Here is a 21599-nt window from a genome sequence, read left to right as displayed (position 1 = left end):
TCCTCGCGTCCACTGTAGCACGGCCTGCGTCGGATTGAGAGAGATGTTCCATATCAACATCAACAAGGCGCGCCTCGAGGGCCCCGCCGCACGAGCCCGCCCACGGGCGCCCCGAGACCCGTCACCGCCCGGGCGGCCACCCGCCGCCCTTGGCCGGGTTCGTCCGCCGGTGGACCCCGGCCGACGCAGCGGGGAGAGCCGCGGCGCACCCCGCCCGGTCCGCCGCCCCGCGGACCGGCGAAGCCGCCGGGACCGCGGCATCCCCGCGGCGCACCAGCCGCCACCCCCAGGCGCCGAGCCCGGCGAAGACCGCCAGCCAGAGGGCCGTCAAGGCCGTGGTGGTGGGCGTCCACGCCCGGTAGTCCGGGAAGAGCCGTCCCATGGCAGCGAACCACGCCACGGGCATGGCGAAGGGGTCGACGGCCACCGTCACCTGCCCTGCCCCCACCGACCGCACCAGGGCTGCGGTGATCGCCAGCGAGACGGCGGCCAGGACGGCGAAGGCGCCCCGCGCCCGCCGGCCTGCCCGCTGGAGCACCAGGGTGATGGGCAGCGCGTACAGCGGCAGGACCGTCATCAGGGTTCGGCCCGGAAACCACCAGCCCATCATGGTGATGGCGACGAAGGTGGCCACCAGGTGCTGGACGAGGGCGAGAGCCAGCGCCAGGCGACCGCCGCCGCGATCCCGCGCCGCCATCACCCATCCCGGCAGGGCGAGCAGCAGCACCGGGGCCCAGCGGACCAGCCCAAAGCGGCGGTCCACGAACAACCCCCACAGGCGGTAGAACCGGTTGGCGAGATCGGTCAGGTGCGCCTGCAACACCTCCGGGGTCGACTGGCCCGCGTAGACCACGTTGACGCTGTACGGCGTCAGGGCCCCGAACACCCGCAGGTGGAAGAGCACGTAGGGGATGCCGAGGACCAGGGCCGCCAGCCCCAGGGCCCACCGTCCGCGGCGACCCGCCCGCCAGGCCGCGGCGGCCGCCACCACCGCCGCCAGCGGGGCGTACTTGATGCCGAGCCAGCAGAGGGCGGCCAGCAGCAGCGCCAGCACCGCGCACCGGCCGATCTCGCCCGGATGCCCGGCCCCGGGCCCGGGCGCCTGCTGCCCTCGGCCGATGGCCGCGATCCGTCCCCCCAGCCGCCGGGATCCGCCGCCGCACGACCCCGGGGGCACCGGCGCCCGTCCCGTCCCGGCAGGCGCCCAGGGGGGCGGGCCACCCGGCGGCACCGTCGGCCGACCGCCCTCCTCCCCCGCCCCGGATCCCGCCTGGGCGCCCGGGGCCCGTTCGTCCCGCGCCAGCACCAGCAAGGCGGCCACCAGCGCCAGCGCCGCCGGCACCTCGGGGTAGATCTCCGTCGCATAGACGAAGGGCGTCGCGCTGAGGGCCACGGCCAGCGTCGCCCAGGCGCTCCACCGCGTCTCGCCGGTCTGCCGCGCCACCCACACGTACGCCAGGGCGAAGGTCAGGGCAGCCAGCAGCTGCAGCTGGAACTGGGCCCCCCGCAGCCCGGCGAGGGCGAAGCCCGGGATCAGCAGCACCGACAGGCCGGGGTTGTGGGGGCTGAGGATGCGGCCGTCGGCCGTGGGCACCGACTGCATCCAGAGGCCGTCGGGGTGGTCGAAGAAGCTTCGGTAGGACGCGCGCGCATACTGCTGGCGCAGGTCCAGATCCCCGTCCTCCAGCAGGCTCTGGGTCGTCAAGAGGTAGAAGGGCTCGTCGCCGGTGATGGCGGCACCGCGGCTGGCCCGCAGGCCCGCGGACAGGCTGTAGATCACGGCGAGGGGGAGGAACAGGCCCACGGCCCGCCGCGCCACGTCCGCCTCCCCAGACGCGCGGCGCGGCGCGGGCACGGCGCCGGCCGGGCGCCGCCCTGGCCGGGCGGCCTTCGGCCCAAGGCTGCGACTGCCGAAGATGGCCTGGCGCACCTCGCCACCTCCCGGCGACGGGGCCGGCGGTGCCGCCCCCGCCCTCGCCTCGCCCCCCTCGGGGACTCGGCCCTGACCGCCCCTGCCCCCTGACCGCGCCCCGCTCCCGTCCCTGGCTCCCCGCCCTTTGACCCCTTCCCCGGGTCCCCGGGCCAGGGGCTGGGGCCCCCCGGCGCCTCGAGGAGCTGCGCTGCCGGTGCCCGCTGGCGACCGGAGTCACCGGGCCAAGGGCTGGGGTCCCCCGGGGGGCGGGGTGCCGTCCGGCGCCCCGCTCCCCCGGGCGCCCGGCCACCGGTCAGGGCAGCACCCCGGTCTCCCGCAGCAGGTTCAGCGTCTCCCGCAGCTGACCCAGGTCGCTCTGGTCGATGGCCGGCGGCTCGAGCTCCTCCAGCGGCGGCACGCCCTCGGGCAGCGGAACGCCCGGGATCATCGGGTACTCCTTGGTCTCCTGGGTGAAGTAGCGCTGGGCCTCCTCGCTCAGCAGGAATCGGACGAACCGCTCCGCCGCCTCCCGCTGGTCCGTGGCCTTGAGGATCGCCAGCCCCGTGACGTCGATCACCGCCCCGGGGTCCCCGTGCTTGAGGAAGTGGTTGCGGGCCGCGAAGTCCGGGCCGAGTTCCTCCATCAGGCGCGGGACGTAGTAGTGGTTGGCCACGCCGATGTCCACCTCGCCGTCGGCCACGGCGCGGACGATGCTGATCAGGTTCGGGTACTCCTTGGGCTCGTTGGCCTTCATGGCCTCGAGCCACTGCCGGGCGGCCTCCTCGCCCTCGGTCAGGCGGATGGCGGTCACCAGGATCTGCCATTCCCCGTGGGTCGGCGCCCAGCCGAAGCGCCCCTTCCACTTGGGGTCGGTCAGGTCCATGACCGAGTCGGGCAGCTCGCGCTCGTCGATCCGGTCCTTGTTGTAGACGATGACCTTGGACCGGCCCGACACGCCGACCCACTGGCCGTCGGGCGAGCGGAAGCGCGGATCGACCTTCTCCAGCACGTCCCGGGGCAGCTCGGCCAACAGGCCCGCCTCCCGCAAGGGCCCCCAGCCGCCGGCGTCGGACAGGTAGAGGACGTCGGCCGCGCTGCGCTCGCCCTCCTCCAGCAGCGCGTTGACCAGCTCGGCCGTGCTGGCGTACCGGACCCGGATGTCGATGCCCGTCTCCCGGGCGAACTGCTCCAGCAGCGGGTGCACCAGGCTCTGGGTGCGGCTGGAGTAGACCACCAGCTGCGGGCGATCCCCGCCCCCCAATGCGCCGCATCCCGCCAGGACGAACCCGGCCAACGCCAGCAGCGCGACCAGCCCCACGGCCCGGCGGGGCCGGCACCGGCCTGGCCGCCACCGCAGCCGCCAGCGACCGGGCCCGCCGGCTCCCCCAGCCCGTCGAGGCGCTCTCCCCACGGACTGCAAGCTCCTCATCCCCTTCGTCCCAGGGTTCACGGGGTCACCGTCAACTCCGCCACCATGCCCTCTTCGAAGTGGCTGACCGCGTGGTCGCCCTCGCCCTCGACGATGTTGCAGATCAACAGGTACCGCCCGGGCTCGAGGTCGAACAGCCCCGAGGCCTGGGTCCCCGCGGCGAAGGCCTCCACCTCACCGACCATCTCCACCCGGTCTTCCGGCACCCGGCCCTCCACCACCGGGAGCTCCTCCGGCTTCTGGTCGGTCCGGATGACGACCAGCTCGTGGGGGTGCTCCGGGCCCTCGTTGGTCACCAGGAAGTAGACCTGGCCCGCCTTGACCCGAGCCGGTTCGACCTCGATGGCCCATTCCTTCAGGGTCACGTCGACCTGGGTCGCGCCGGCGGGCTTGGGCTCCACGTGGCCGGGCTCCGCGCCAGCGTGGGTGCCCGTCGCGCTGCCGGTGTGGGTGCCCGAGGCGCTCCCCGTGTGGGTCCCCGAGGCGCTGCCGCTATGGGTGCCGGACCCACTGCCGGTGTGGGTCCCTGAGCCGGTGCCCGTCCCGGTCCCGGTGCCCGTGCCGGACACCGACACGGTGGTGCTCTCCGGGTCGACGGAGACGGTGCCCGGCCGGTCCTCGCCCCGGCCGCACGCGGCCAGGGCCATGGCTGCGAGCACCAGCACCGCCAGGGTCGCCAGCCGGCGTCCCCGTGGTCGGACGGCTCGAGGGCTCCGGCGGCGGACGCCTTCCCGACGCCCGCTCACCTCCCCACGGAAGAGGTCTTGGCGGCCGCCGGCCGGTGGCGGCAGGGCCTCCGCCGGCGACACGGCCGTCCTTGGAATCGCCATGGAGCATCCCTCCCTGGGGGCCGGTTCGTCCGGCCCGGTGATGTCCATCAAGGTGCGGCCCAATTGGTGCCGCGAGGCACGGGCCCGCCGACGTCAAGGGTCGGCCCGCGGGAGAGGGGGCGGCACCCGCCCCTCTCGCGGGCACGGGGCGCGGCGCGGCCCGGACCGACCAGCCGCGGCGGCCGGCCGGCGACCGCCCACCGCCCCGGGGATCCGGAATCCGCCCGTCGCTCCGGGACGCGGCCGACGGCCCGCCCGTCCACCGGCAGGGTCAGCTCCCGCCACATGGCCGGAAGCACCCGCCGCACGTAATCGCGGAAGCGGATGAACGACTCCCCCGTCTGCCGCACCCGGTACGCGATGGGCACCTCCGCCAGGCGGAAGCCCTGACGCAGGAGGTTGAGGTTCATCACCTGCGCGTAGTTGTAGTCGTGGACGATCCGGCACGCCCGCAGCGCGGGCCGACTGAAGGCCCGCAGCCCCGTCTGGCCGTCGCTGATCCAGCGGCGCAGGATCAGGGCCTGCAGCAGGGTGAAGGCGTAGTTGCCCAACCGCCGATACCAGCGCATGCCGCGGATTCGGCCGCGGAACCGGGAGCCGAGCACGTAGTCGGCCTGCCCGCGGGCGATGGGGGCGAGCACCGCGGGGATCGCCTCGGGCGGGTACTCGCCGTCGGCGTCGATCATGACGGCGGCGTCGGCGCCCAACCGGTAGGCCAAGCGCAAGCCCTGCCGCACCGTGTACCCGAGGCCGCGGTTGCGGGGATGGCGCACCACCAGGTCCGCCCCGGCCGCCCGGGCGACGTCCCCCGTCCCGTCGGTGGAGCCGTCGTCCAGGACCATCACCAGCGTCTGCCAACCGGGCAGAGCCGGGCGCGGGATGCGCCGGATCACGTCACCGATCGCCGCCGCCTCGTTGAAGGCGGGAAGGAAGACGACGACCACGGGTCGCGTCCAGGCGGCGAGGCCGAGGGATGGCGGCTTCGACCCGTCGCCCCGCCTGCGGCGGCCGTGCCGGGTCGCCCGCGAGCCGGACATGGGGGTCGCGGCCATGGCGCTCACCTCCCGGCTCCCCCTTCCTGCCGCCGAAGCCCCCGGGACCGCCCCCCGACCGCCGACGGTGCCGGGGAGGTCGGCACCGTCGGGGCGGCCGCCCGCCCCTGGGCCACGGCCGTCGGCCGCCCGCTGGGGGCGTCGCCCACCGCGTTCGCCGGCGCCGTCGCCGCCTCCGCCGCCGGCCCTGCCGCCCCGCCGGTCCGGGCGAGGCGGCTGCCCTCGGCTGTGACGGGGGAGCGAGCGGCGAAGTAGGCATCCAGGTCCGCCACCAGGTCCGGGGAGGCGGCATCCAGGGCCTCCTCCAGCACCGGCCCGCGGGCCCGCTGGGGCAGGGGCAGGCCGAGGAGGTGCATCAGCGTCGCCGCCACCGAGACGATGCTGTGGGGTCCCTCCACCCGCCGTCCGCGGGCGATGTTGCGACCCACCAGGAAGAAGGGCACCCACCGCTCCCCTTCCCCCAGGTGGCCGTGGCCGCCGATGCCGTCGCCCTGGCCGTGGTCGGCGCAGATCAGGAAGGTGGCGTCCCGGGTGTAGCCGTGGCGGTGCATCCAGGCGAAGAAGGCCTCGATGTGGGCGTCGGCCTCGCGGATGCGCTCGAGGTACTCCGGGTAGTGGACGCCCCGGGCATGGCCGGTCTGGTCGGTGGCGATCAGCTGGACGACGAGCAGGTCCGGGTCGTCCCGCTGGAGGATCTCCCGGGCCGCGGCCATGATGTTGCCGTCGACCTCGTCCCCGTGCTGCACGCTGGTGATGGCCCGCACGTGATGGCCGAAGGCATCGATCAGGTGGGCGATGCCCAGCAGGACGCCCTTCCGGCCGTGGCGCGCCAATACGTCGAAGACGCTCTCGACCCGCACCCCCAGGCGCAGCACCAGGTTGCTGGTGATGCCGTGCTCCCGCGGGTAGGTGCCCGTGAACATCGAGCTGAAGCAGACCACCGTCCGGGCGGGGTAGACCGTCTCCATCCGGTCGAACCGGGTCCCCCGCGCCGCCAGCCAGTCGAGGAAGGGCGTCTCGGCCTGCTCCAGCTTGTCCTTGCGGCAACCGTCGATGACGATGACCACCACCCGCCGGGACGGACGGGGCAGCGGCGCCGGGGCCTCGGCGTACTCGGGGTACTCGGCCGGCCGCCAGTTGAAGCCGACGCGGTGGACCACCGCCGCATAGACGGCCACGGCCACGGTGAAGAGGAACACGGGGAGCACCGCCGGCCCGCCGCCCACCTCAGCCACCAGCCCCGCTCCGGCCCCTGCCCCGGCCGCGGCGGGCATGGCCCCACCGGCTGCCGCGGTCGCGGCCGCCGCCCCGGCCACCGCACCGGCGGCGCCGCCGGTGGGCGCCATGGGCGAGGCCGCCCCTGCCAGCAGGTGGTGCCACACCGCCAGGGTGAGGAAGGACTTGGGCAGCTGCTCCTGCGCGTTGCCGCTGGTGGAGTCGGCGTTCTTCAGGACCAGCTTCCAGAAGCGGAGGAAGTTCCACAGCGTGGTGCCCGTCCGCAGGTGGTAGTAGACCGTACCCCAGACGATGACGGTGAAGAAGAAGTACAGCCCGGCGGACAGGCCCACCGCCTCGAGGGACGGCCACCCGAAGAGGACGCCGAAGGCGAGGAGGGGTGGCCAGAGGAACCAGCGCAGGTGCAGGGGGAAGTCCCAGCGGACGTACGCCAGCAGCAGGGGGAGACTGGCCAGCAGCGCCCGGCCCAGTCCGGCGCCGCCCCCCATGAGGGCGCCCTGGCGCCAGGCGGGGTCGACGGCGACCAGCACCGCCAACAGGCCCAGGTTGAATAGCGGGTAGAAGCTCTTCCCCTCGTTCAGCAGGTTCCAGGCCCGCGCCGCGAGGACCTCGAAGGCCGAAGCCGCCTTCACGGGGCCGCCTCCCAACCAATAATGAGAATGAGTGTCATTCGTGGGATTCCGCGGCCAGTATAGCGGCCCCGGCTGCGGGCGTCAAGCCGTGGCGTCCCGCCATCCTCCGGCTCTCGTCGATGGGCGATGGGGGTCGAGATCACGGCGGCGCGACCGCGGCCGACGTCACCGCAGCGAGGCCGCGGTCACAAGGCGGCGTAGACCCGGTTCCCCGGGTGTAGACGACGCGAAGGGGTCGAGGAGGCGCGGTGGGGCGGTGGGCCGGGCCCTGTCCACGCATTGCCGGCGCCCCAGGCCACGGAGGCCGCCGCCGTCACCGCGGCAGCGGGCCGCGGGCCTGCTCCAGCGCCGCGCCCACCCGCAGCACCGTGGCCTCGTCTAGGACGCGGCCCACCACCTGCACCCCGAGCGGCAGGCCGCTGGCGCCGACGGCCACGGGCACCGACAGGGCCGGTTGCCCCGTCACGTTGAACGGCGCGGTCAGCCGGATCAGCGCCTCGGGGACGGGTTCCGGTTCGGCCCCAGCGGGCGTCCACGTCGCCTGGCCGAGGCGAGGAGCCGGGATGGGCAGGGTGGGCACCACCAGCACGTGGCATCGCTCCATCACCGCGGCGGCGCGGCGAGCCAGTTCCGTCCGCAGCCGCTGGGCGAGCAGGTAGTCGCGGGCCAGCAGGAACTGGCCCAGCTCGAACCGGATCCGCACCTCCTGGCTGTAGTCGCCGGCCCGACGGGCCAGGGTCGCGGCGTGGTACGCGCCCCCTTCGGCCAGCGCCAGGAGGCGGTTGACCAGCGTCAGCACCCCCGCCGGAGGGAGGTCGGCGTCCCCGATCTCCACCAGTTCCGCACCCATGTCCCCCAGCTGACGCAGAGCGCCGCGGAAGGCCTGTTCGACCTCGGGATGGATGCGGTCGCGGGCCCAGTCGGCCAACACACCGATGCGCAGGCCGCGCAGGTCCCCGGTCGCCCCCGCCTCGGCCGCCTGGACCAGGCCCCGCGCCGGCGCCCCCAGCGCCGCGGGGTCCAGGGGGTCGGGTCCCGCCAGCACCTCCAAGACGCGGGCCGCGTCGGCCACCGTGGCGGCCAGGGGACCGGTGTGGTCCAGGGACCAGCTCAGCGGTACGGTCCCGTGGCGGCTGACCCGGCCGTAGGTGGGCTTGAGGCCGACGGTGCCGCAGGCGGCGGCGGGGATGCGGATGGAGCCGCCGGTGTCGGTCCCCAGGGCGACGGGCAAGAGGCCGGCCCCCACCACCGCGCCGGATCCGCCGCTGGAACCGCCCGCCGAGTGCTCCAGGTTCCACGGGTTGTGCACGGGTCCGTGGAAGGGCGTGTCGGTGGTGGCGCCGAAGGCGAACTCGTGGGTCGCCGTCTTGCCGACGATCACGGCGCCCGCCGCCTCGAGCCGCCGGACCACGGTGGCGCTGGCCTGCGCCACGTGGCCGGCCCGCACCCGGGAGCCGGCCGTGGTGGGCACACCGGCCAGGTCGATCAGGTCCTTGAGCGCCACGGGCACGCCGAACAGGGGACCCGGCGCCTCGCCCCCGCCACCCCCGGCCTCGCCCCCGCCGCGGCGCCAACGCACCAGCTCCGCGTCGCGGTGGCGGGCGGCCTCGAGGGCCTGTTCGGCCGTCACGGTGACGAAGGCATGGAGGTGCGGATCCAGGACCTCGATCTGCTGGAGAACGTACCGGGTCACCTCCTCGACCCCGAGCCGGCCGGTGCGGAAGGCCTCGACCAGTTCCCCGGCGCTCATCCCGGCCAGGGGTCCGCCGGCCATGACCCGGCGGCCGGGGGCGGCCCAGGGCTGCCCCGGCGGCGCGCCATGGGCCCGGCCACCGGCCGCGGGGGCCGGCTCGACCCGCCCGGCGACGGGCCCGCCCGCTGGGACCGGCTCTGCCGTCCCGGCGACGGGAGCGCCCCCTGGAGCCTGCTCCGCCGGCCCGGCCAGGGTCCCGCCCGCCGCGATGGCGCCGGGGACCGGCCGGGTCGTCCCTTCTCCGGCGGCGGGGCGAGGCGCGGGTCGGGCCGCCCCGTCCGCCCCCGCGGGTCGTGCAACCGGCCGCGCCGCCCCGTATCCCGTCCCGCCGGTCGCGCCCAGGCGCTCGAGGGCCGCCACCGGCAACCCCGGCGCGACGCGGTAGGCGGGGTGGCCCGGGTCGAAGGCCATGGCGGGCAGCGTCTCGCCCAGCACCTCCTCGCCAAAGGCCCGCAGGCGGGCAACCAGCCCCTCCAGGCGGGCCGCCGTCTCCCGGATCACCTCGTCGTCCACCGAGCCGCGGCGCAAGAGCTGTTCAGCCATGGAGCGGACGAGCTCTTCCAAGAGCACACCCCCGTTGCCACGCCTTTGCCTGGGAATTCGTGACGGGCCGGCCCGTCCCTACCCGGCCGGGGGCAACCGGAAGCCTCGGGACGGGCACACCCGCGAACCCACCTCTGCCGATGGGGCGGCGGCGGCCGTCCCGGCGGCGCTGGGCACCCTCCTCAGGCGCCCCGGCGATCCGGGGGCACTGGGCACCTTGCCCCAGCGCCCCGCCGATCCCGGAGCGCCCGGCACCCTCCTCAGGCCCACCGTCGATCCAGAGCGCCGGGCACCCTTCTCAGCGGCCTTCCGCTTCGGCGGCCACCTCGCCGGCCGCCTCGGGACACAGGAAGCGAACCAGGTCGTCCGGATCGGTGCGGACGCCGACGTAGAAGGGGCCGAACTCGCCGTAGCGGGCGCTGGCCTCGTCGAAGCGCATCTCGTAGACCACGCGCTTGAAGTCCACGGGGTCGTCGGCGAACAGGGTGACGCCCCACTCCCAGTCGTCCAGGCCCACCGAGCCGCTGATGATCTGGGTGACCCGCCCCGCGTACTTGCGGCCGATGAGCCCGTGGCTGTGCATCAGGCGGCCGCGCTCCTCGAAGGGGAGCAAGTACCAGTTGTCCGCCCCAGAGCGCTTCTTGTTCATCGGGTAGAAGCAGGCGTGGCGAGCCGGCGGGATCGCCGGATAGAGGCGCCCCCGGACGAAGGGCTCGTGGCGGACGTCCCGCTCGGGACCCCCGGGACCGGCACGGTAGAAGCTCAGCTCGGTCACCGACACGTAGGAGTAGGCGGGCTGCAGGTAGTCGCCCAGCGCCGTGCGGGACAGCGCGGTCTCCAGGTCGCCGAGGGCCTCCAGGGTGGGCCGGAAGTGGAGCCAGAGGAGGTCGGCCTTGTGGCCCACCACCCGGTACAGCGCGCTGGCCCCCTCGCCGGTGTCGGCCGCCGCCGTCACGCGGCGCAAGAACGCCGCCGCCTCCCGCGCAATGGCCGCCCGGCGGGCGATCTCCAGCGACTTCCAGCGCCGCCAGTCCAGGCGGCGGAAGTCGTGGAGGACGAACCAGCCCTCCAGGGTGAAGGGCGGCCGGTTCTGGGTCTCGCCCGCCCCCTCGGTCGCGACCTCGTCGTGGCGTCCATCGGCCGCGGGCCCGGCGGTTCGGGAGACCGCCTCCGCACCGGCCGACGCGGGGCGGGACCCGGCAGCGGCCGCCCCGCCGCCGACGGGCGGCGTGATGTCGCCAACGGAGTGCATGGACATCCACCTCACCGCCACGAGCATGGCAGAAGGGGTGCGCCCGGACAAGGGCCGTCCCCCCATCGGGCGCGGACCCGAGGACGGTGGCGTCCGCATGACGTCCCGCCCGTCCGCCCCGGGCCCGGCTGCCCCGCCCCCATCACTCGCCGGTTCGTCCCGTGGGAGGAGCCGGTTCGTCCCGTTGGAGGAGGGCCACGCATTCGACGTGGGCCGTGTGCGGGAACATGTCCACCGGACGAACCGACACCAGTCGGTAGCGGGACCGCAGGTGCCCGCTGCGGGCGGCGCCAGGCCTCCCCGTCCCCGAACCGGCGACGGCTGCGGGCAGGGGCGGCGCGGCCGGCGATCCGGTGGCGCAGAGCACGGCCAGGTCCCGGGCCAGGGTGACGGGATTGCAGGAGACGTAGACGATCCGACGCGGCGCCAGCTCGAGGCATGCCGCGAGGGCGGCGGGATCGCACCCCTTGCGCGGCGGATCCAGGATGATCACGTCTGGACGGCGCCGGTCGTCCCCGGCAGCGGGGACGGGGGGGTCGTCGTCGGGTCCGGTGGCCGCCTCCGCCGCGGGAGGACGGCCCTGCCCCCCTTCCCCGCGGCGGAAGGCCGCGGCCAGCCGCGGCAGGACCTCCTCCACGCTGCCCGTGAGGAACTCCACCCCTGCGAGGCCGTTGAGGGCCGCGTTGATCCGGGCGTCGGCGACGGCCTCCGGCACCACCTCGATGGCGGTCACCCGCCACCGGCCGGCGCCCGGCCGGTGGCGGGCCGCGGCAGCGCGCAGGAGGGCCGCCGCCAGCAAGGCCAGGGTGCCGATCCCGGCGTACGCGTCGATGAGCCAGAAGTCGCCGTCCCGGGCGCCCGGCGCCGGCTCGCCCAGGGCGTGGTCCAGGGCCAGGCGATAGAGGCGCTCGGCCTGGATCGGGTTCACCTGGTAGAACGACGTCAAGCTGATGCGAAAGCGCAGGCCGCCCAGCCGGTCGACGATCCAGGGCCGACCGTCGAGGGGGTGCGTCTCCGGGCCGAGGATCGTGTTGCCCGGGCGGCGGTTCACGTTCTTCACCACCCCGACCAGGGCGGGGACCTCCCGCCGCAGGTAGCGAGCCAGCCGGTCCTCGCCCGGCAGGCCGTCGCCGTTGACCACCAGGCCGGCCAGCGCCTCCCCGCTGCGCAGGCCCACCCGGACCACCAGGTGCCGCAGCAGCCCCTCATGGCGCGCCTCGTCATAGGTCGAGGTGGCCCGGCCGTCGGGGTCCTCCTCCAACCAGCGCCGGAGGGCGGCGATGACCTGGTCGATCACCGGGTGCTGGATGGCGCAGCCCGTCCACCCCAGGTCGACCACCTGGTGGGTCCCGGCTGCGAAGAAGCCCATGGCCACCCGGCCGGACGGGAGCCGTCGCACGGGGATGGCGGCCTTGTTGCGGTAGTGCCAGGGCGGGTCCATCCCCACCGCCTCCGCCACCGGTGGCGAGGGGATCCGGGCGATGCGCTCCAGGGCGTCGATCACCATCTGGCGCTTCCACGCCAGCTGCTGGGGATAGGCGAGGTGCTGCAGCCGACAACCGCCGCAGCGGGCGAAGAAGGGACACCGCGGTTCGACGCGGTGGGGCCCGGGCGCCACCACCGCCACGGGCTGGGCCCGCGCGAACCGCCGTTTGACCTCCGTCACGCGGGCGCGCACGCGGTCGCCGGGCGCCACCCAAGGAACGAAGACCACCATGCCGTCGTACCGGGCCACGGCGTCGCCGCCGGCGGCGACGCCGTGGGGTTCGAGCTCCACCACTTGGCCGGGCTCGAGGGGCGCTGGCTGGGTCCGTTGGCGGGCCATGACATCTTCCTCCTGCCCCGCGGCTTGGCAGGGATGCCGCAACGGGGCGCCAAAACCCTCCCTAGGGCGATCCGCCTCGGGCGCGGCAGCGCCGCCGCACCGGGGCCCTTCGCGAATCCAGGGAGGCGGTGTCACCGTGGCCGTCGATCCCGTGTGCGGCATGACCATCGACGAGTCGACCGCCGAGGAGATGGGCGTCGAGACGGTGGTCTACCGCGGCACCACCTATTATTTCTGCTGCCCGTACTGCCGCAAGCAGTTCGAGCGGGATCCCGAGCGGTACCTCCAGGCCCCGGGGGCGCACCACGACGCGGTCCACGGGGACGGCTGAGGCGCCGGCCTACGACCGGGCCGCGGACCGGCCACCGGGGGCCGTGGGGTCGCCGGGCGGGTCGTTCGTGCCCGACGGACCGCCATCCCCCGGAGGGAGGGGGCGATCGCCGCGCTCCCCTCGGCCGCCGGAGCCGGGCGCACCGACATCCGCGGCGGCGGTCCCGACGGGGGGGCGGCCGGCCGGCGCGGAGTGGGGCTCGACGTGCACGTGCACCAGCTGGATGTCGGGGTCGCGCCGCAGCGCCTGCTCGACCCGGTCCGCCACGGCGTGGGACTGTTCCACGGTGAGGTCGGGATCGACGGTGATGGTCACGTCGATGGCGGACGCCTTGCCCAGGCGCCGTCCGCGCAGGTCCCGGACCCCCTGGACACCCGGCACCCCTGCGATCCGCCTGCGCAGCCGCTGCAGGCGCTCGGGCTCGAAGCCGTCCAGCAGGTCGTGGGTGGCCTCGACCAGCAACCGCCAGGCCGTGCGCACCACCAGCACGCCGACCACCATGCCCGCCACGGGGTCAAGCCAGGGCCAGCCCCGTTGGGCCCCCCAGATGCCGACCGCCGTGCCCAGGCTGACCAGGACATCGGCGCGGTGGTCGCGGGCGGCGGCCCGCAGCGCCAGGCTGCCGGTGCGCCGCGCCAGGGCGCCGTTGTAGAGGTAGACTGCGGCCATGACGGCGGCCGCGGCGAGGGCGACCAGCGCCGCATAGGGCGCGGGCGGTTCGAGCCGCGGGGTGAGCGCCGCCTGGAGGGCGCCGACGCAAACGTCGAGCCCCACCAGCCCCATCACCGTCCCCACCACCAGCTGGGCGACGGTCTCCGCCCGCCCGTGGCCGTAACGGTGCTCGGCGTCGGCCGGCCGGGCCGCCGCCCGGATGCCCCACAGCACCGCCACCGACGCCAGCACGTCGGTCAGGTTGTTGAGGCCGTCGGCCAGGACCGCCCGCGAGCCCGCCCGCCAGCCGACCGCGATCTTCACCGCGCTCAGCAGCGCGTAGGCGGCGATGCCCAGCCAGGCCCCTCGCAGGCTGGCTGCACGAGGGTCCACCGTCTGGAACCCCCGGTCCCGCACCCCACCCGTCACGGACTTTCCTCCCCGCAAGAAGGTTGCGGTCGTGCAACTTCCCAGACACGGCGGGAGGGAGGTCCGCGCCCCCGCGGCCTCCCTCCGCAGCGGTTCCAGTATAGCGCCCCGCCTTGGCCTCCGCCAGCGGGGCGATGGCACCCCCTCCCGCCGGACGAACCGGCTACCGCCGTCCGGCCACCCGCTCCCGCTCCTCGTGCCGGCGTGCGGCCAGCACCTCGTCGCGCAGGGCCTGCCAGACCCGCTGGTAGATGGCGGCGTAGGCGGGGTGCGCCCGCAGGCTGTCCAGGTCGCGGTGCCGCGGGATGGTCACCGGCACCTCCGCCTTGATCCGCCCCGGCGAGGCCGTGAAGACCACGATGCGGTCGGCCAGGTGGATCGCCTCGTCGATGGAGTGGGTGACGTAGAGCACCGTCTTGCGGTTGGACTCCCAGAGGCGCAACAGCTCCTCGGCCAGCAGCAGCTTGTTCTGCTCGTCCAGGGCCGCGAAGGGTTCGTCCATCAGCAGGATCTCGGGGTCGACGGCGAAGGCGCGGGCGACGCTGACCCGCTGCTTCATGCCGCCCGAGAGCTGGTGGGGGTAGGCGTCGGCGAAGGGTTCGAGGCCCACCAGCTTGAGGTAGCGGTCGACGATGCGCTCCCGCTCGGCGCGGGGCACCCGCCGGAGGGCCAGGCCGTAGCCGATGTTGCGGCGGACGGTCATCCAGGGGAACACCGACTGCTCCTGGAACACCATGGCCTGCAAGGGCCGGGAGGGATCACGGCGCGCCACCTCGATGGTGCCCGCCGTCGGCGTCTCCAGGCCGGCCAGGATGCGCAGCAGGGTGGTCTTGCCGCAGCCGGAGGGGCCGACGAGGCAGACGAACTCGCCCTCGGCGACCTCCAGGTCGACGCCGTCAAGGGCGGTGATCACGCGCCGCCGGGTGGCGAATTCCTTGCGCAGGCCGCGAATCCGGATCTTCCACGGTGTGGTCATCGCGATCCCCCCTGAAGCCGTCCCTCGCCACGCCGCTCCCAAGCCGGGCCGTCCACCCACCCTCGCCGCCCGAGGCCCGCCGCCGGCGCGTGGGTCGCGTCGGGACGATCCCCGCCGCCGGCCGCACCCGCGCGCGGACCGCCCTGCCGCGCCCCCGGGCCGGGGCGCCACAGAGGGCCCAGCGGCCCGGTCCGGACGTGGCACGCCCCACGACGCGGCGTCCGGCGGTGGTCGGCCAGCTTCCCGCCGCGCCGGTGTGCGCCCGTCCCTGCCCGCGCCGCTACCGGGGCCGCCAGGGCAGCACCACCCGTTCCAGCTCGTTGAGCGCCATCGTGAAGACGTAGCCGAAGAAGCTCATCAGCACCAGGCCGATGTACATGGCGGCCATGTCCCAGACCTGGTAGGAGTTCCAGATCAGGTAGCCCAGGCCGCTGCGGGCGCCGATCATCTCCGCGGCCACGATGAGCAGCAGCGACACGCCCATGCCCAGCTTCAGGCCGGCGAAGATCATGGGCAGGGCGCCCGGCCACGCCACCGTGCGGTAGAAGTCCAGGCGCGAGGCGCCGAAGTTGCGCGCCACGTCGATGTAGATGCGCTCGATGTTGACCACGCCGGCCACGGTGTTCACCAGCACCAGGGTGAAGCAGCCCAGGGCGATGGTGACCACCTTGAAGGTCTCGCCGACGCCGAAGATCATCAGGAGCAGCGGCAGCAGGGCGATCTTGGGGATGGGATAGATCGCGGCCACCACGGGCTCCAGGACCGCCCGCACCACCGGGAACAGCCCCATGGTCAGGCCGAGGACCACCGCCGGCACGGCGCCCGCTGCGAAGCCGAGGAGCACCCGCAAGAGGCTGATGCCCAGGTGCTGGACCAGGGTGCCGTCGGCCACCATGGCGGCGAAGCGGACGGCGATCCGGCTGGGCGGCGGGAAGAACCGGACGTCCAACCAGCCCAGCCGCACCAGCACCTCCCAGATCAGCAGCAGGCCGATGGGGCTGACGATGGAGAGCCACCGCTCTCGGTCCAGCACCGGTCCGCGGCGGGGCCGGCGGCCGTGCTGCTGCCGCCGGCCCCGCCGGTGCCGCGGGTCGGCGGAGCCGCGTTCGTCCCCGGTGACCGCGGGCTCCACCGGGGCCACGGCCCGCGGGTTCGCGGACGATCCATCGGATCGATCGACCACCGGCGCCAGCCGGCCGGCTACCCGCCACCGGGGTCGACCGTCGCCCTGACCGGGCTGCCAACGGCTCATGGCACTCCCCCCTGGTCCGCAGCGCTCGGTCGCCGCGGGGCCGGGTCCGCGCCGGCGACCGCGACCCCCCGGGGGCCATCCCCCTCCCGCCGACGGCCGAGGCCCCCGATCCGGCGCCGTCGCAGCGTGGACCGGACGGCGGCGACGCCGACGACGGCGGGGTGGGCGGGGATCGCCGACGGGAACGGGAGCGGCCGCCGGGCCGCGGGAGTGGGACCCGGACACCCCCAGCCGCCTGCGACCGCCCCCAAGCTTCACCCGGCACCCGGCGCCAGCCGTGCGCCCTACTTCCCCGGCTCATAGGGACCGAGGACCCGCACCGCGTACTCCACCAGCGACTGGTCGACCACCGCGTCCAGATCGATCTCGCCCGTGAAGTAGCCCCGCTCGCGGTACCAATCGAGCTGCGCCTTGAGGCTCTCCACGTTGAGCCGTCCATCGGGATTCAACCCCGGGACGTACACCTTCTTCCAGAGCTCGGGGTCCTTGAGCGCGGTGTACTTGGTCATGATCGGGATGATCTCGGCCATCTTCGCCTCGTCCCGCTGCACGAAGGCGTCGTTGTAGTCCCGCAGGGCCTTCACGTAGGCCAGCATGAAGCGCTGGGAGAGCTCCTTGTCGGCCACGAAGCGCGGGCTCGCCAGCACCTCGGCGATCTGGAAGCCGGGGGCGTAGTCCCGGGCGGCGTCGCCGAAGCGCTTGAGGATGCCCTGGGCCTCCGCCTGGGTGATCAAGGGCTCGATGTGCATCGCCAGGTCGACGGCCCCGTTGGCCAGGGCGGCGTTCATGTCGCCGAAGGACTTGATGATCACGTACTCCACGTCGTCGCGGCTGAGGCCCGCGTGCTGGAGGGCGAGGTCGACGAACTGCTCGTCCAGCGAGGCCTCCGCCGTGATGGCGATGCGCTTGCCCTTGAGGTCCTTGTAGTCCTTGATCGCATCGGCCTTGTCGGCGGCCACCGTCAGGTTGAAGTACGAACGCCCCGGGATGTTCTCGCCCTTGGTGGCGACGAGACGCAGGTCGAGCCCGCTCTGGATGGCGTTCCAGAGCCCGACGCTGAGCACCCCGCCGGCCACCTGGACCTGGTCGGCGGCCAGGGCCGGCAGCATGTACGCGCTCGACTCGAAGGTGACGAACTCCGGCTTGATGCACAGGTCACGGAAGTAGCCCTTCTCGGTGGCGATGTAGAAGCCCGCTCCCGAGGGGGCGCCGTCTTCCGCGATCTTGACCGTGACCTCCTGCGGCAGGGGCGGCACCCCGGCGAGGCCCGGTCGCCGGCTACAGTCCCCGGCGGCGCCGCTCGACCCGCCGGCCGCACCCCCGTCCGACCCGCCCGTCGCCGCACCCGGCGCGGTCCCGCCACCGGGTCCGCCTGCGCTCCCGCAGGCCGCCAGCACCAGGGCGGCCATCAGGATGGCCACCAGCGCGGGAAGAACGCGGCCCGCGCCGCCGGCCCGGCGGGCCGTGCGCCGGCTGGTCGGTCCGGGCACCGGCCCCTGCACCGGACCGGGCGCCGCTTCGTTCTCCCAGGCGCCAGCGGCCGCCACCGCCCCGCCTCGGTCGATTCCCCTCATGCCTCGGACCCCCCGTCGAGACTCCATGGACCGGGATCGTGTCACGGGACCGTGTCAGGAATCCTGACGTCCCGGCCGTGACGACTACCCCACGATATGCCGTGGCCATGGGCGGGTGTGCAGGACGGCGGACGCGGCGGGGCCGGGACGGGCGGGCTGGACGGGGGTGCGCGCGCAGGGGGTCTGGGTGGACGAGACGGGGGCCGAAGGCAGGGCCGACGCGAAGCCGGGCCGCCGTCGAGGCCTGGTCGGCGGCTGGAACCAGCTGCGGGGGCCGGCCAGAACCAGCCGCGGGGGCGGCTGGAACCCGCCGCGGGGGCCGGCTGGAACCCGCCGCGGGGGCGATCATCCGGCGCGGGACGGGGGCCGTCCAACGGAGGCAGGGGAGCACCCGGCGGGAGCGGAAGTCGCCCGTCGCACGCGGGAGGGGTCGCCCGTCGGAAGCAGAAGTCGCTCGTCGCACGCAGGAGGGGCGCCCGGCGGCGGTGGAAGTCGCCCCTCCGAAGCAGAAGTCGCCCGTCGCACCCAGGAGGGGCGCCCGCCGGGGCCACGCCTCGAGGCAGGCCGGCGGCCGGGCGCGCGTCGCGTGTCGGCATGTCGGCGTCGCATTCGCTGAACCGGGCGTCGGCAGGTCGGCATCGGGTCGCGGGTCGGTACACGCCGGAGCGCCCGCATGGGCAGGGGGGTCGAGAAGGTGACCGCGGATCGAGGCGCCCAGAGCCCGCCGGCGGCTGGGGAGGGCCGGCCGCCGGCGGGAGCGATCGCCGTCCAGGACCGGTACGCCGACGATTTCGCCTGGTGTTACGGCTGCGGCCGTCACAACCCGGCCGGCCTCGGCCTCAAGACCCACTGGGACGGCGAGGGGACGGTGACCCGCTTCCGCCCCCGTCCCGAGCACATGGCGGTACCGGGATACGTCTACGGCGGCCTGATCGCCTCGTTGATCGACTGCCACAGCATGGCGACGGCATCCCTAGCCCTGTACCACCGGGACGGCCATCGCCTGGGGGACCCGGAACCCGTGCCACGCTGCGTCACCGCTTCGCTCCAGGTGGACTACCTGCGACCGACGCCCCTGGGGCCGGAGCTGGTGGTGCGGGGGCGGGTGGTGGAGCTCGGTGCGCGCAAGGCGGTGGTGGAGAGCGAGCTCTACGCGAACGGCGTCCTCTGCGCCCGCGGCCGCGTCGTGGCCGTGCCGGCGCCGCCGACCATGACGGGGGCCTCGCCGGGCCAAGGGGAAGGGTGAGCCGGCACCGGGGGGAGAGGCGGGCGGCGAGGGACCACGCGGGCCTTCGGCGTGCCATCACCTGGAGACCGACCCCGGCACCGGGGGACAGGTGGGCGGCGAGGGACGACGGGCCTCACGGGCTCGCCCGCCGGGTCAGGACGTACAAGGCGGTCGGCCCCGCGGATCCGCCCCCCAGACCCGTCGGCGGGATGCACCGGTCCATCAGGTAGCCCGCGGCCAGGCAGGCCTCCAGCACCTCCCGCAGGTGGTAGCGCCAGGCCAGGCCCCAGTGGGGTCGGCCCTGGCGCCACGCGGCGAACTGGGCCGGGATGCGAACCCCCACCGCGGGCTCGCCCTGGGGCGGCCGCCAGCCCACCGGCTCCGGGATGCCGTCGGCATCCCGGAGCCGGTTGAGCACCGGCACCTCGGCGTCGGCCCCTGGGCGTGCCTCGGCAGCCGGGCGCGCCCCCTGGTCGGGAGCAGCCTCGCCGCCGCGGCCGCGTTCCCCGGCCCCTCCCGCCCCTCGTGGGGCCGGCTCGACGCCCCTCCTGCCCGCCTCGACCACGCCGGCGGCCGCGGCGCGGCGGCTCACCCGTGGACTCCGGAGGTACCACTCGACCACCGCCCGATCGGCCGGCAGCCCCCGGTTCAGCTCGTCGTCCAGCGTGCCGTAGAACTCCCGCACGTACCGGCGGACGACGCCGCCCAGGCGGGTGAGGTTCAGGTAGCCGTTGCGCGCCTGCAACGGGTCGTAGGTCCAGGTGATGAGGTGGATCCCCTGCGCCAGGGCCCACTGGCGCTGGGCCAGCTTCAGCCGCCGGCCGATCCCCCGGTCCCGGAGATCGGGTCGCACGGCCAGTAGATCCGAGTGGAAGACGGGCTCCCGCTCCTCGCCCTTCGCGGGGTCAGCTGACGCCGGCCGGGCCGGCGTGCCCTCCCCCGGCCCGGGCGGCGTCGGGACGGGCGGCGCAGGACCGAGGGGCGGGTCGGGGGCGGGTTCGTCCAGACCGGGAGGAACCGGCTGCCGCCGACGCCAGCCGGGGAAGCCGAAGCAGAAGCCGACCAGCTCGCCGTCCAGCCACGCCCCCATGACGCAGCCGCCCACCTCGAGCACGGCTCGCATGGTGGCCGCCGGGACGATGGGCGGACCGCCCCAGACCACCCGCTCGAGAGCCTCGGCCTGCGACAGCTCGTCGTGGGACTCCAGGGGCCGGATCTCCGGCTCCACGGTTCGGTTCGCCTCCCCGCCCCACCTCCGGGGCCCACCGGCAGGCTGCACGGCGCAGGGCCGTCCGCCGGGCGACCCGCATCGCCCGCTGCCGCGGCACCACCCCGCCGCGCCAGCGCTCGGGGCTCCCGCCGGATCAGCAGTCGCGAGCCCCGCCGGACGGACGATCGGGATCCGCCCCATGCGCCGCCGGATCAGCGATGGCGGCCCCCGCCGGACCGGCGGCCGCGAGCCCCGCCGCATCCGCGGGCGGGAGCCCCCGCCGGACCGGCGGCCTCCCCCGGCCGCCGGTCCGGCACCGGGCCCGTCAGGGCCGGTCTCCGCCGCCGGCCTCCTCGCCGTCTCCCACCGGGCCGCTCCCCGGACGGCGGGCGGGAACGCCCGCCGTCCGGCCGGGCCCCTGGGCGGGCTCCGCCTGCTCTTCGACCAGCCGGCCGACCCGCGCCAGCCGCGCCTGGCGGCGCCGTCGCGCCTCGGCCTGCCTGCGTCGCTCCTCGGGCGTCTCGGCGATGACGGCGGGGACCGGCGTCGGCCGGCCCCCCTCGTCCAGCGCGACGAAGGTGAAGAAGGCCGTGGCCGTGTGGCGGCGCTGGCCCGTGCGCAGGTTCTCGCTGTAGACGTCGACCTGCACCTCCATGGAGGTGCGGCCGGCGTCGGTCACCTGGGCCACTACCTGGATCGCCTCACCCACGCGGATCGGGTGCAGGAAGTCGATGCTGTCCACCGACGCCGTGACGCAGACCCGGCGCGAGTGCCGGGCCGCCGCCAGGGCACCCGCGATGTCCATCAGGTGCATGACCTTGCCGCCCAGGATGTTCCCCAGGGGATTCGCGTCGTTGGGAAGGACCAGCTCGGTCATCTCGACCCGGGACTCCCGGGCGGGGCGGGCCGGCGGCATGACCTCGGCGGCCGGGTCGGCATGGCCCGTCGGGGCGGTTTCGGCACGGGCTCCGGCCGGCGCCGGGCCGGGGCCGCCGGCGGGAGGGGCCGCCTGCTCCGCGGCAACGCGGGGGCGCCATGGGTACGGCACGGGCCCGTCGCCCGCGGCCGCGGCGTCGGGCACCGCCGTCGCCGCGGCCGCAGGGGCCGAGCCTCCAGAGCGCCCCGCCGTGCCGGACCCACCGACCGATTCCACCGGGCGCGAATCCGCCCCTTGGGCTGCGCCATGCTCGTCCGGCGCCATGCCGGGCCGACGCCCCGGTTCCGCCGGGCGCGAACTGGCCCCTTCGGCTGGGCGATGCTCATCCGCCGCCGTGCCGGATCCCCGTGCCGGTTCCAGCGGGCGGGTCTCCGCCGCGGAGCCGGGGCAGCCGCTGGAGGACGCCGCCTCCTCCGCCGTTGCCGTCCGTGATGAGCCGGCGCTGGCCGGCCTGGTGCCGCGCGGCGGCCGTGGCGACGCCCCGGGGACCGGGCCCGTGGAGGGCCCCGTCGCGGAGGAAGCGGGCTCCAGCGGACGGGTGCCAGCC

The 21599-nt window shown here is 75.3% G+C and carries 16 protein-coding genes; 2 read left to right on the top strand and 14 right to left on the bottom strand.

Features of this window, described 5'->3' with window-relative positions; translation table 11 throughout:
* Positions 1 to 121: 121 nt before the first annotated feature.
* The 8 genes from E1B22_RS06120 to rlmD all read right to left on the bottom strand — a co-directional run bounded on the left by E1B22_RS06120 (position 122) and on the right by rlmD (position 12464).
* Positions 122 to 1930: a hypothetical protein gene (locus tag E1B22_RS06120; protein ID WP_243123793.1), complete on the bottom strand. Its 1809-nt coding sequence runs from the start codon at positions 1928 to 1930 to the stop codon at positions 122 to 124.
* Positions 1931 to 2225: 295 nt separating this feature from the next.
* On the bottom strand, positions 2226 to 3323 hold the full coding sequence (locus E1B22_RS06115) for an iron ABC transporter substrate-binding protein (protein WP_243123792.1): 1098 nt from the start codon (positions 3321 to 3323) through the stop codon (positions 2226 to 2228).
* Positions 3324 to 3358: 35 nt separating this feature from the next.
* Positions 3359 to 4171, bottom strand: a complete 813-nt coding sequence (locus tag E1B22_RS06110) for a hypothetical protein (protein WP_135224966.1) — start codon at positions 4169 to 4171, stop codon at positions 3359 to 3361.
* A gap of 47 nt (positions 4172 to 4218) precedes the next feature.
* Complete coding sequence (locus tag E1B22_RS06105) at positions 4219 to 5223, bottom strand: glycosyltransferase family 2 protein (RefSeq protein ID WP_243123791.1); 1005 nt, start codon at positions 5221 to 5223, stop codon at positions 4219 to 4221.
* Between the two features lie 5 nt (positions 5224 to 5228).
* Positions 5229 to 7091 (bottom strand): alkaline phosphatase family protein, encoded by a 1863-nt coding sequence (locus tag E1B22_RS06100; RefSeq protein WP_243123790.1) that lies wholly within the window; start codon positions 7089 to 7091, stop codon positions 5229 to 5231.
* A gap of 313 nt (positions 7092 to 7404) precedes the next feature.
* Positions 7405 to 9408: an amidase gene (locus E1B22_RS06095; protein ID WP_243123789.1), complete on the bottom strand. Its 2004-nt coding sequence runs from the start codon at positions 9406 to 9408 to the stop codon at positions 7405 to 7407.
* Between the two features lie 277 nt (positions 9409 to 9685).
* Complete coding sequence (gene hemQ / locus E1B22_RS06085) at positions 9686 to 10639, bottom strand: hydrogen peroxide-dependent heme synthase (RefSeq protein ID WP_243123788.1); 954 nt, start codon at positions 10637 to 10639, stop codon at positions 9686 to 9688.
* Between the two features lie 142 nt (positions 10640 to 10781).
* On the bottom strand, positions 10782 to 12464 hold the full coding sequence (rlmD, locus tag E1B22_RS06080; protein WP_135224965.1) for a 23S rRNA (uracil(1939)-C(5))-methyltransferase RlmD: 1683 nt from the start codon (positions 12462 to 12464) through the stop codon (positions 10782 to 10784).
* Positions 12465 to 12600: 136 nt separating this feature from the next.
* On the opposite strand from rlmD, the gene E1B22_RS06075 reads away from it, so the two are divergent.
* Positions 12601 to 12795, top strand: coding sequence for a YHS domain-containing protein (locus tag E1B22_RS06075; protein ID WP_135224964.1), 195 nt, complete (start codon positions 12601 to 12603; stop codon positions 12793 to 12795).
* A 9-nt stretch (positions 12796 to 12804) separates the two neighbouring features.
* Here the strand turns inward: E1B22_RS06075 and E1B22_RS06070 are convergent, their stop codons facing one another.
* The 4 genes from E1B22_RS06070 to E1B22_RS06055 form a co-directional block, all read right to left on the bottom strand.
* Positions 12805 to 13875, bottom strand: coding sequence for a cation diffusion facilitator family transporter (locus tag E1B22_RS06070; protein WP_135224963.1), 1071 nt, complete (start codon positions 13873 to 13875; stop codon positions 12805 to 12807).
* A gap of 163 nt (positions 13876 to 14038) precedes the next feature.
* Positions 14039 to 14851, bottom strand: a complete 813-nt coding sequence (locus E1B22_RS06065) for an ABC transporter ATP-binding protein (protein ID WP_135224962.1) — start codon at positions 14849 to 14851, stop codon at positions 14039 to 14041.
* Positions 14852 to 15131: 280 nt separating this feature from the next.
* Positions 15132 to 16103 carry an ABC transporter permease gene (locus E1B22_RS06060; RefSeq protein ID WP_135224961.1) on the bottom strand — a complete coding sequence of 324 codons (972 nt, stop codon included), beginning with the start codon at positions 16101 to 16103 and terminating at the stop codon, positions 15132 to 15134.
* A gap of 284 nt (positions 16104 to 16387) precedes the next feature.
* A complete protein-coding gene (locus E1B22_RS06055; protein ID WP_135224960.1) occupies positions 16388 to 17677 on the bottom strand; it encodes an ABC transporter substrate-binding protein in 1290 nt (429 codons plus the stop codon).
* 694 nt (positions 17678 to 18371) lie between these two features.
* On the opposite strand from E1B22_RS06055, the gene E1B22_RS06050 reads away from it, so the two are divergent.
* Positions 18372 to 18923: a PaaI family thioesterase gene (locus E1B22_RS06050; protein ID WP_243123787.1), complete on the top strand. Its 552-nt coding sequence runs from the start codon at positions 18372 to 18374 to the stop codon at positions 18921 to 18923.
* Positions 18924 to 19038: 115 nt separating this feature from the next.
* On the opposite strand, the gene E1B22_RS06045 is transcribed toward E1B22_RS06050, so the two are convergent.
* Positions 19039 to 20133: a GNAT family N-acetyltransferase gene (locus E1B22_RS06045; RefSeq protein ID WP_135224958.1), complete on the bottom strand. Its 1095-nt coding sequence runs from the start codon at positions 20131 to 20133 to the stop codon at positions 19039 to 19041.
* 307 nt (positions 20134 to 20440) lie between these two features.
* Positions 20441 to 20992 carry an acyl-CoA thioesterase gene (locus tag E1B22_RS06040; RefSeq protein WP_243123786.1) on the bottom strand — a complete coding sequence of 184 codons (552 nt, stop codon included), beginning with the start codon at positions 20990 to 20992 and terminating at the stop codon, positions 20441 to 20443.
* Between the last annotated feature and the right edge of the window lie 607 nt (positions 20993 to 21599).

Origin of the sequence: Thermaerobacter sp. FW80 (assembly GCF_004634385.1) — a bacterium.
Lineage (GTDB): Bacteria > Bacillota > Sulfobacillia > Thermaerobacterales > Thermaerobacteraceae > Thermaerobacter > Thermaerobacter composti.
Note: the sequence above shows the minus strand (reverse complement) of the source record. Positions and strands in the feature narration are given on the sequence as shown.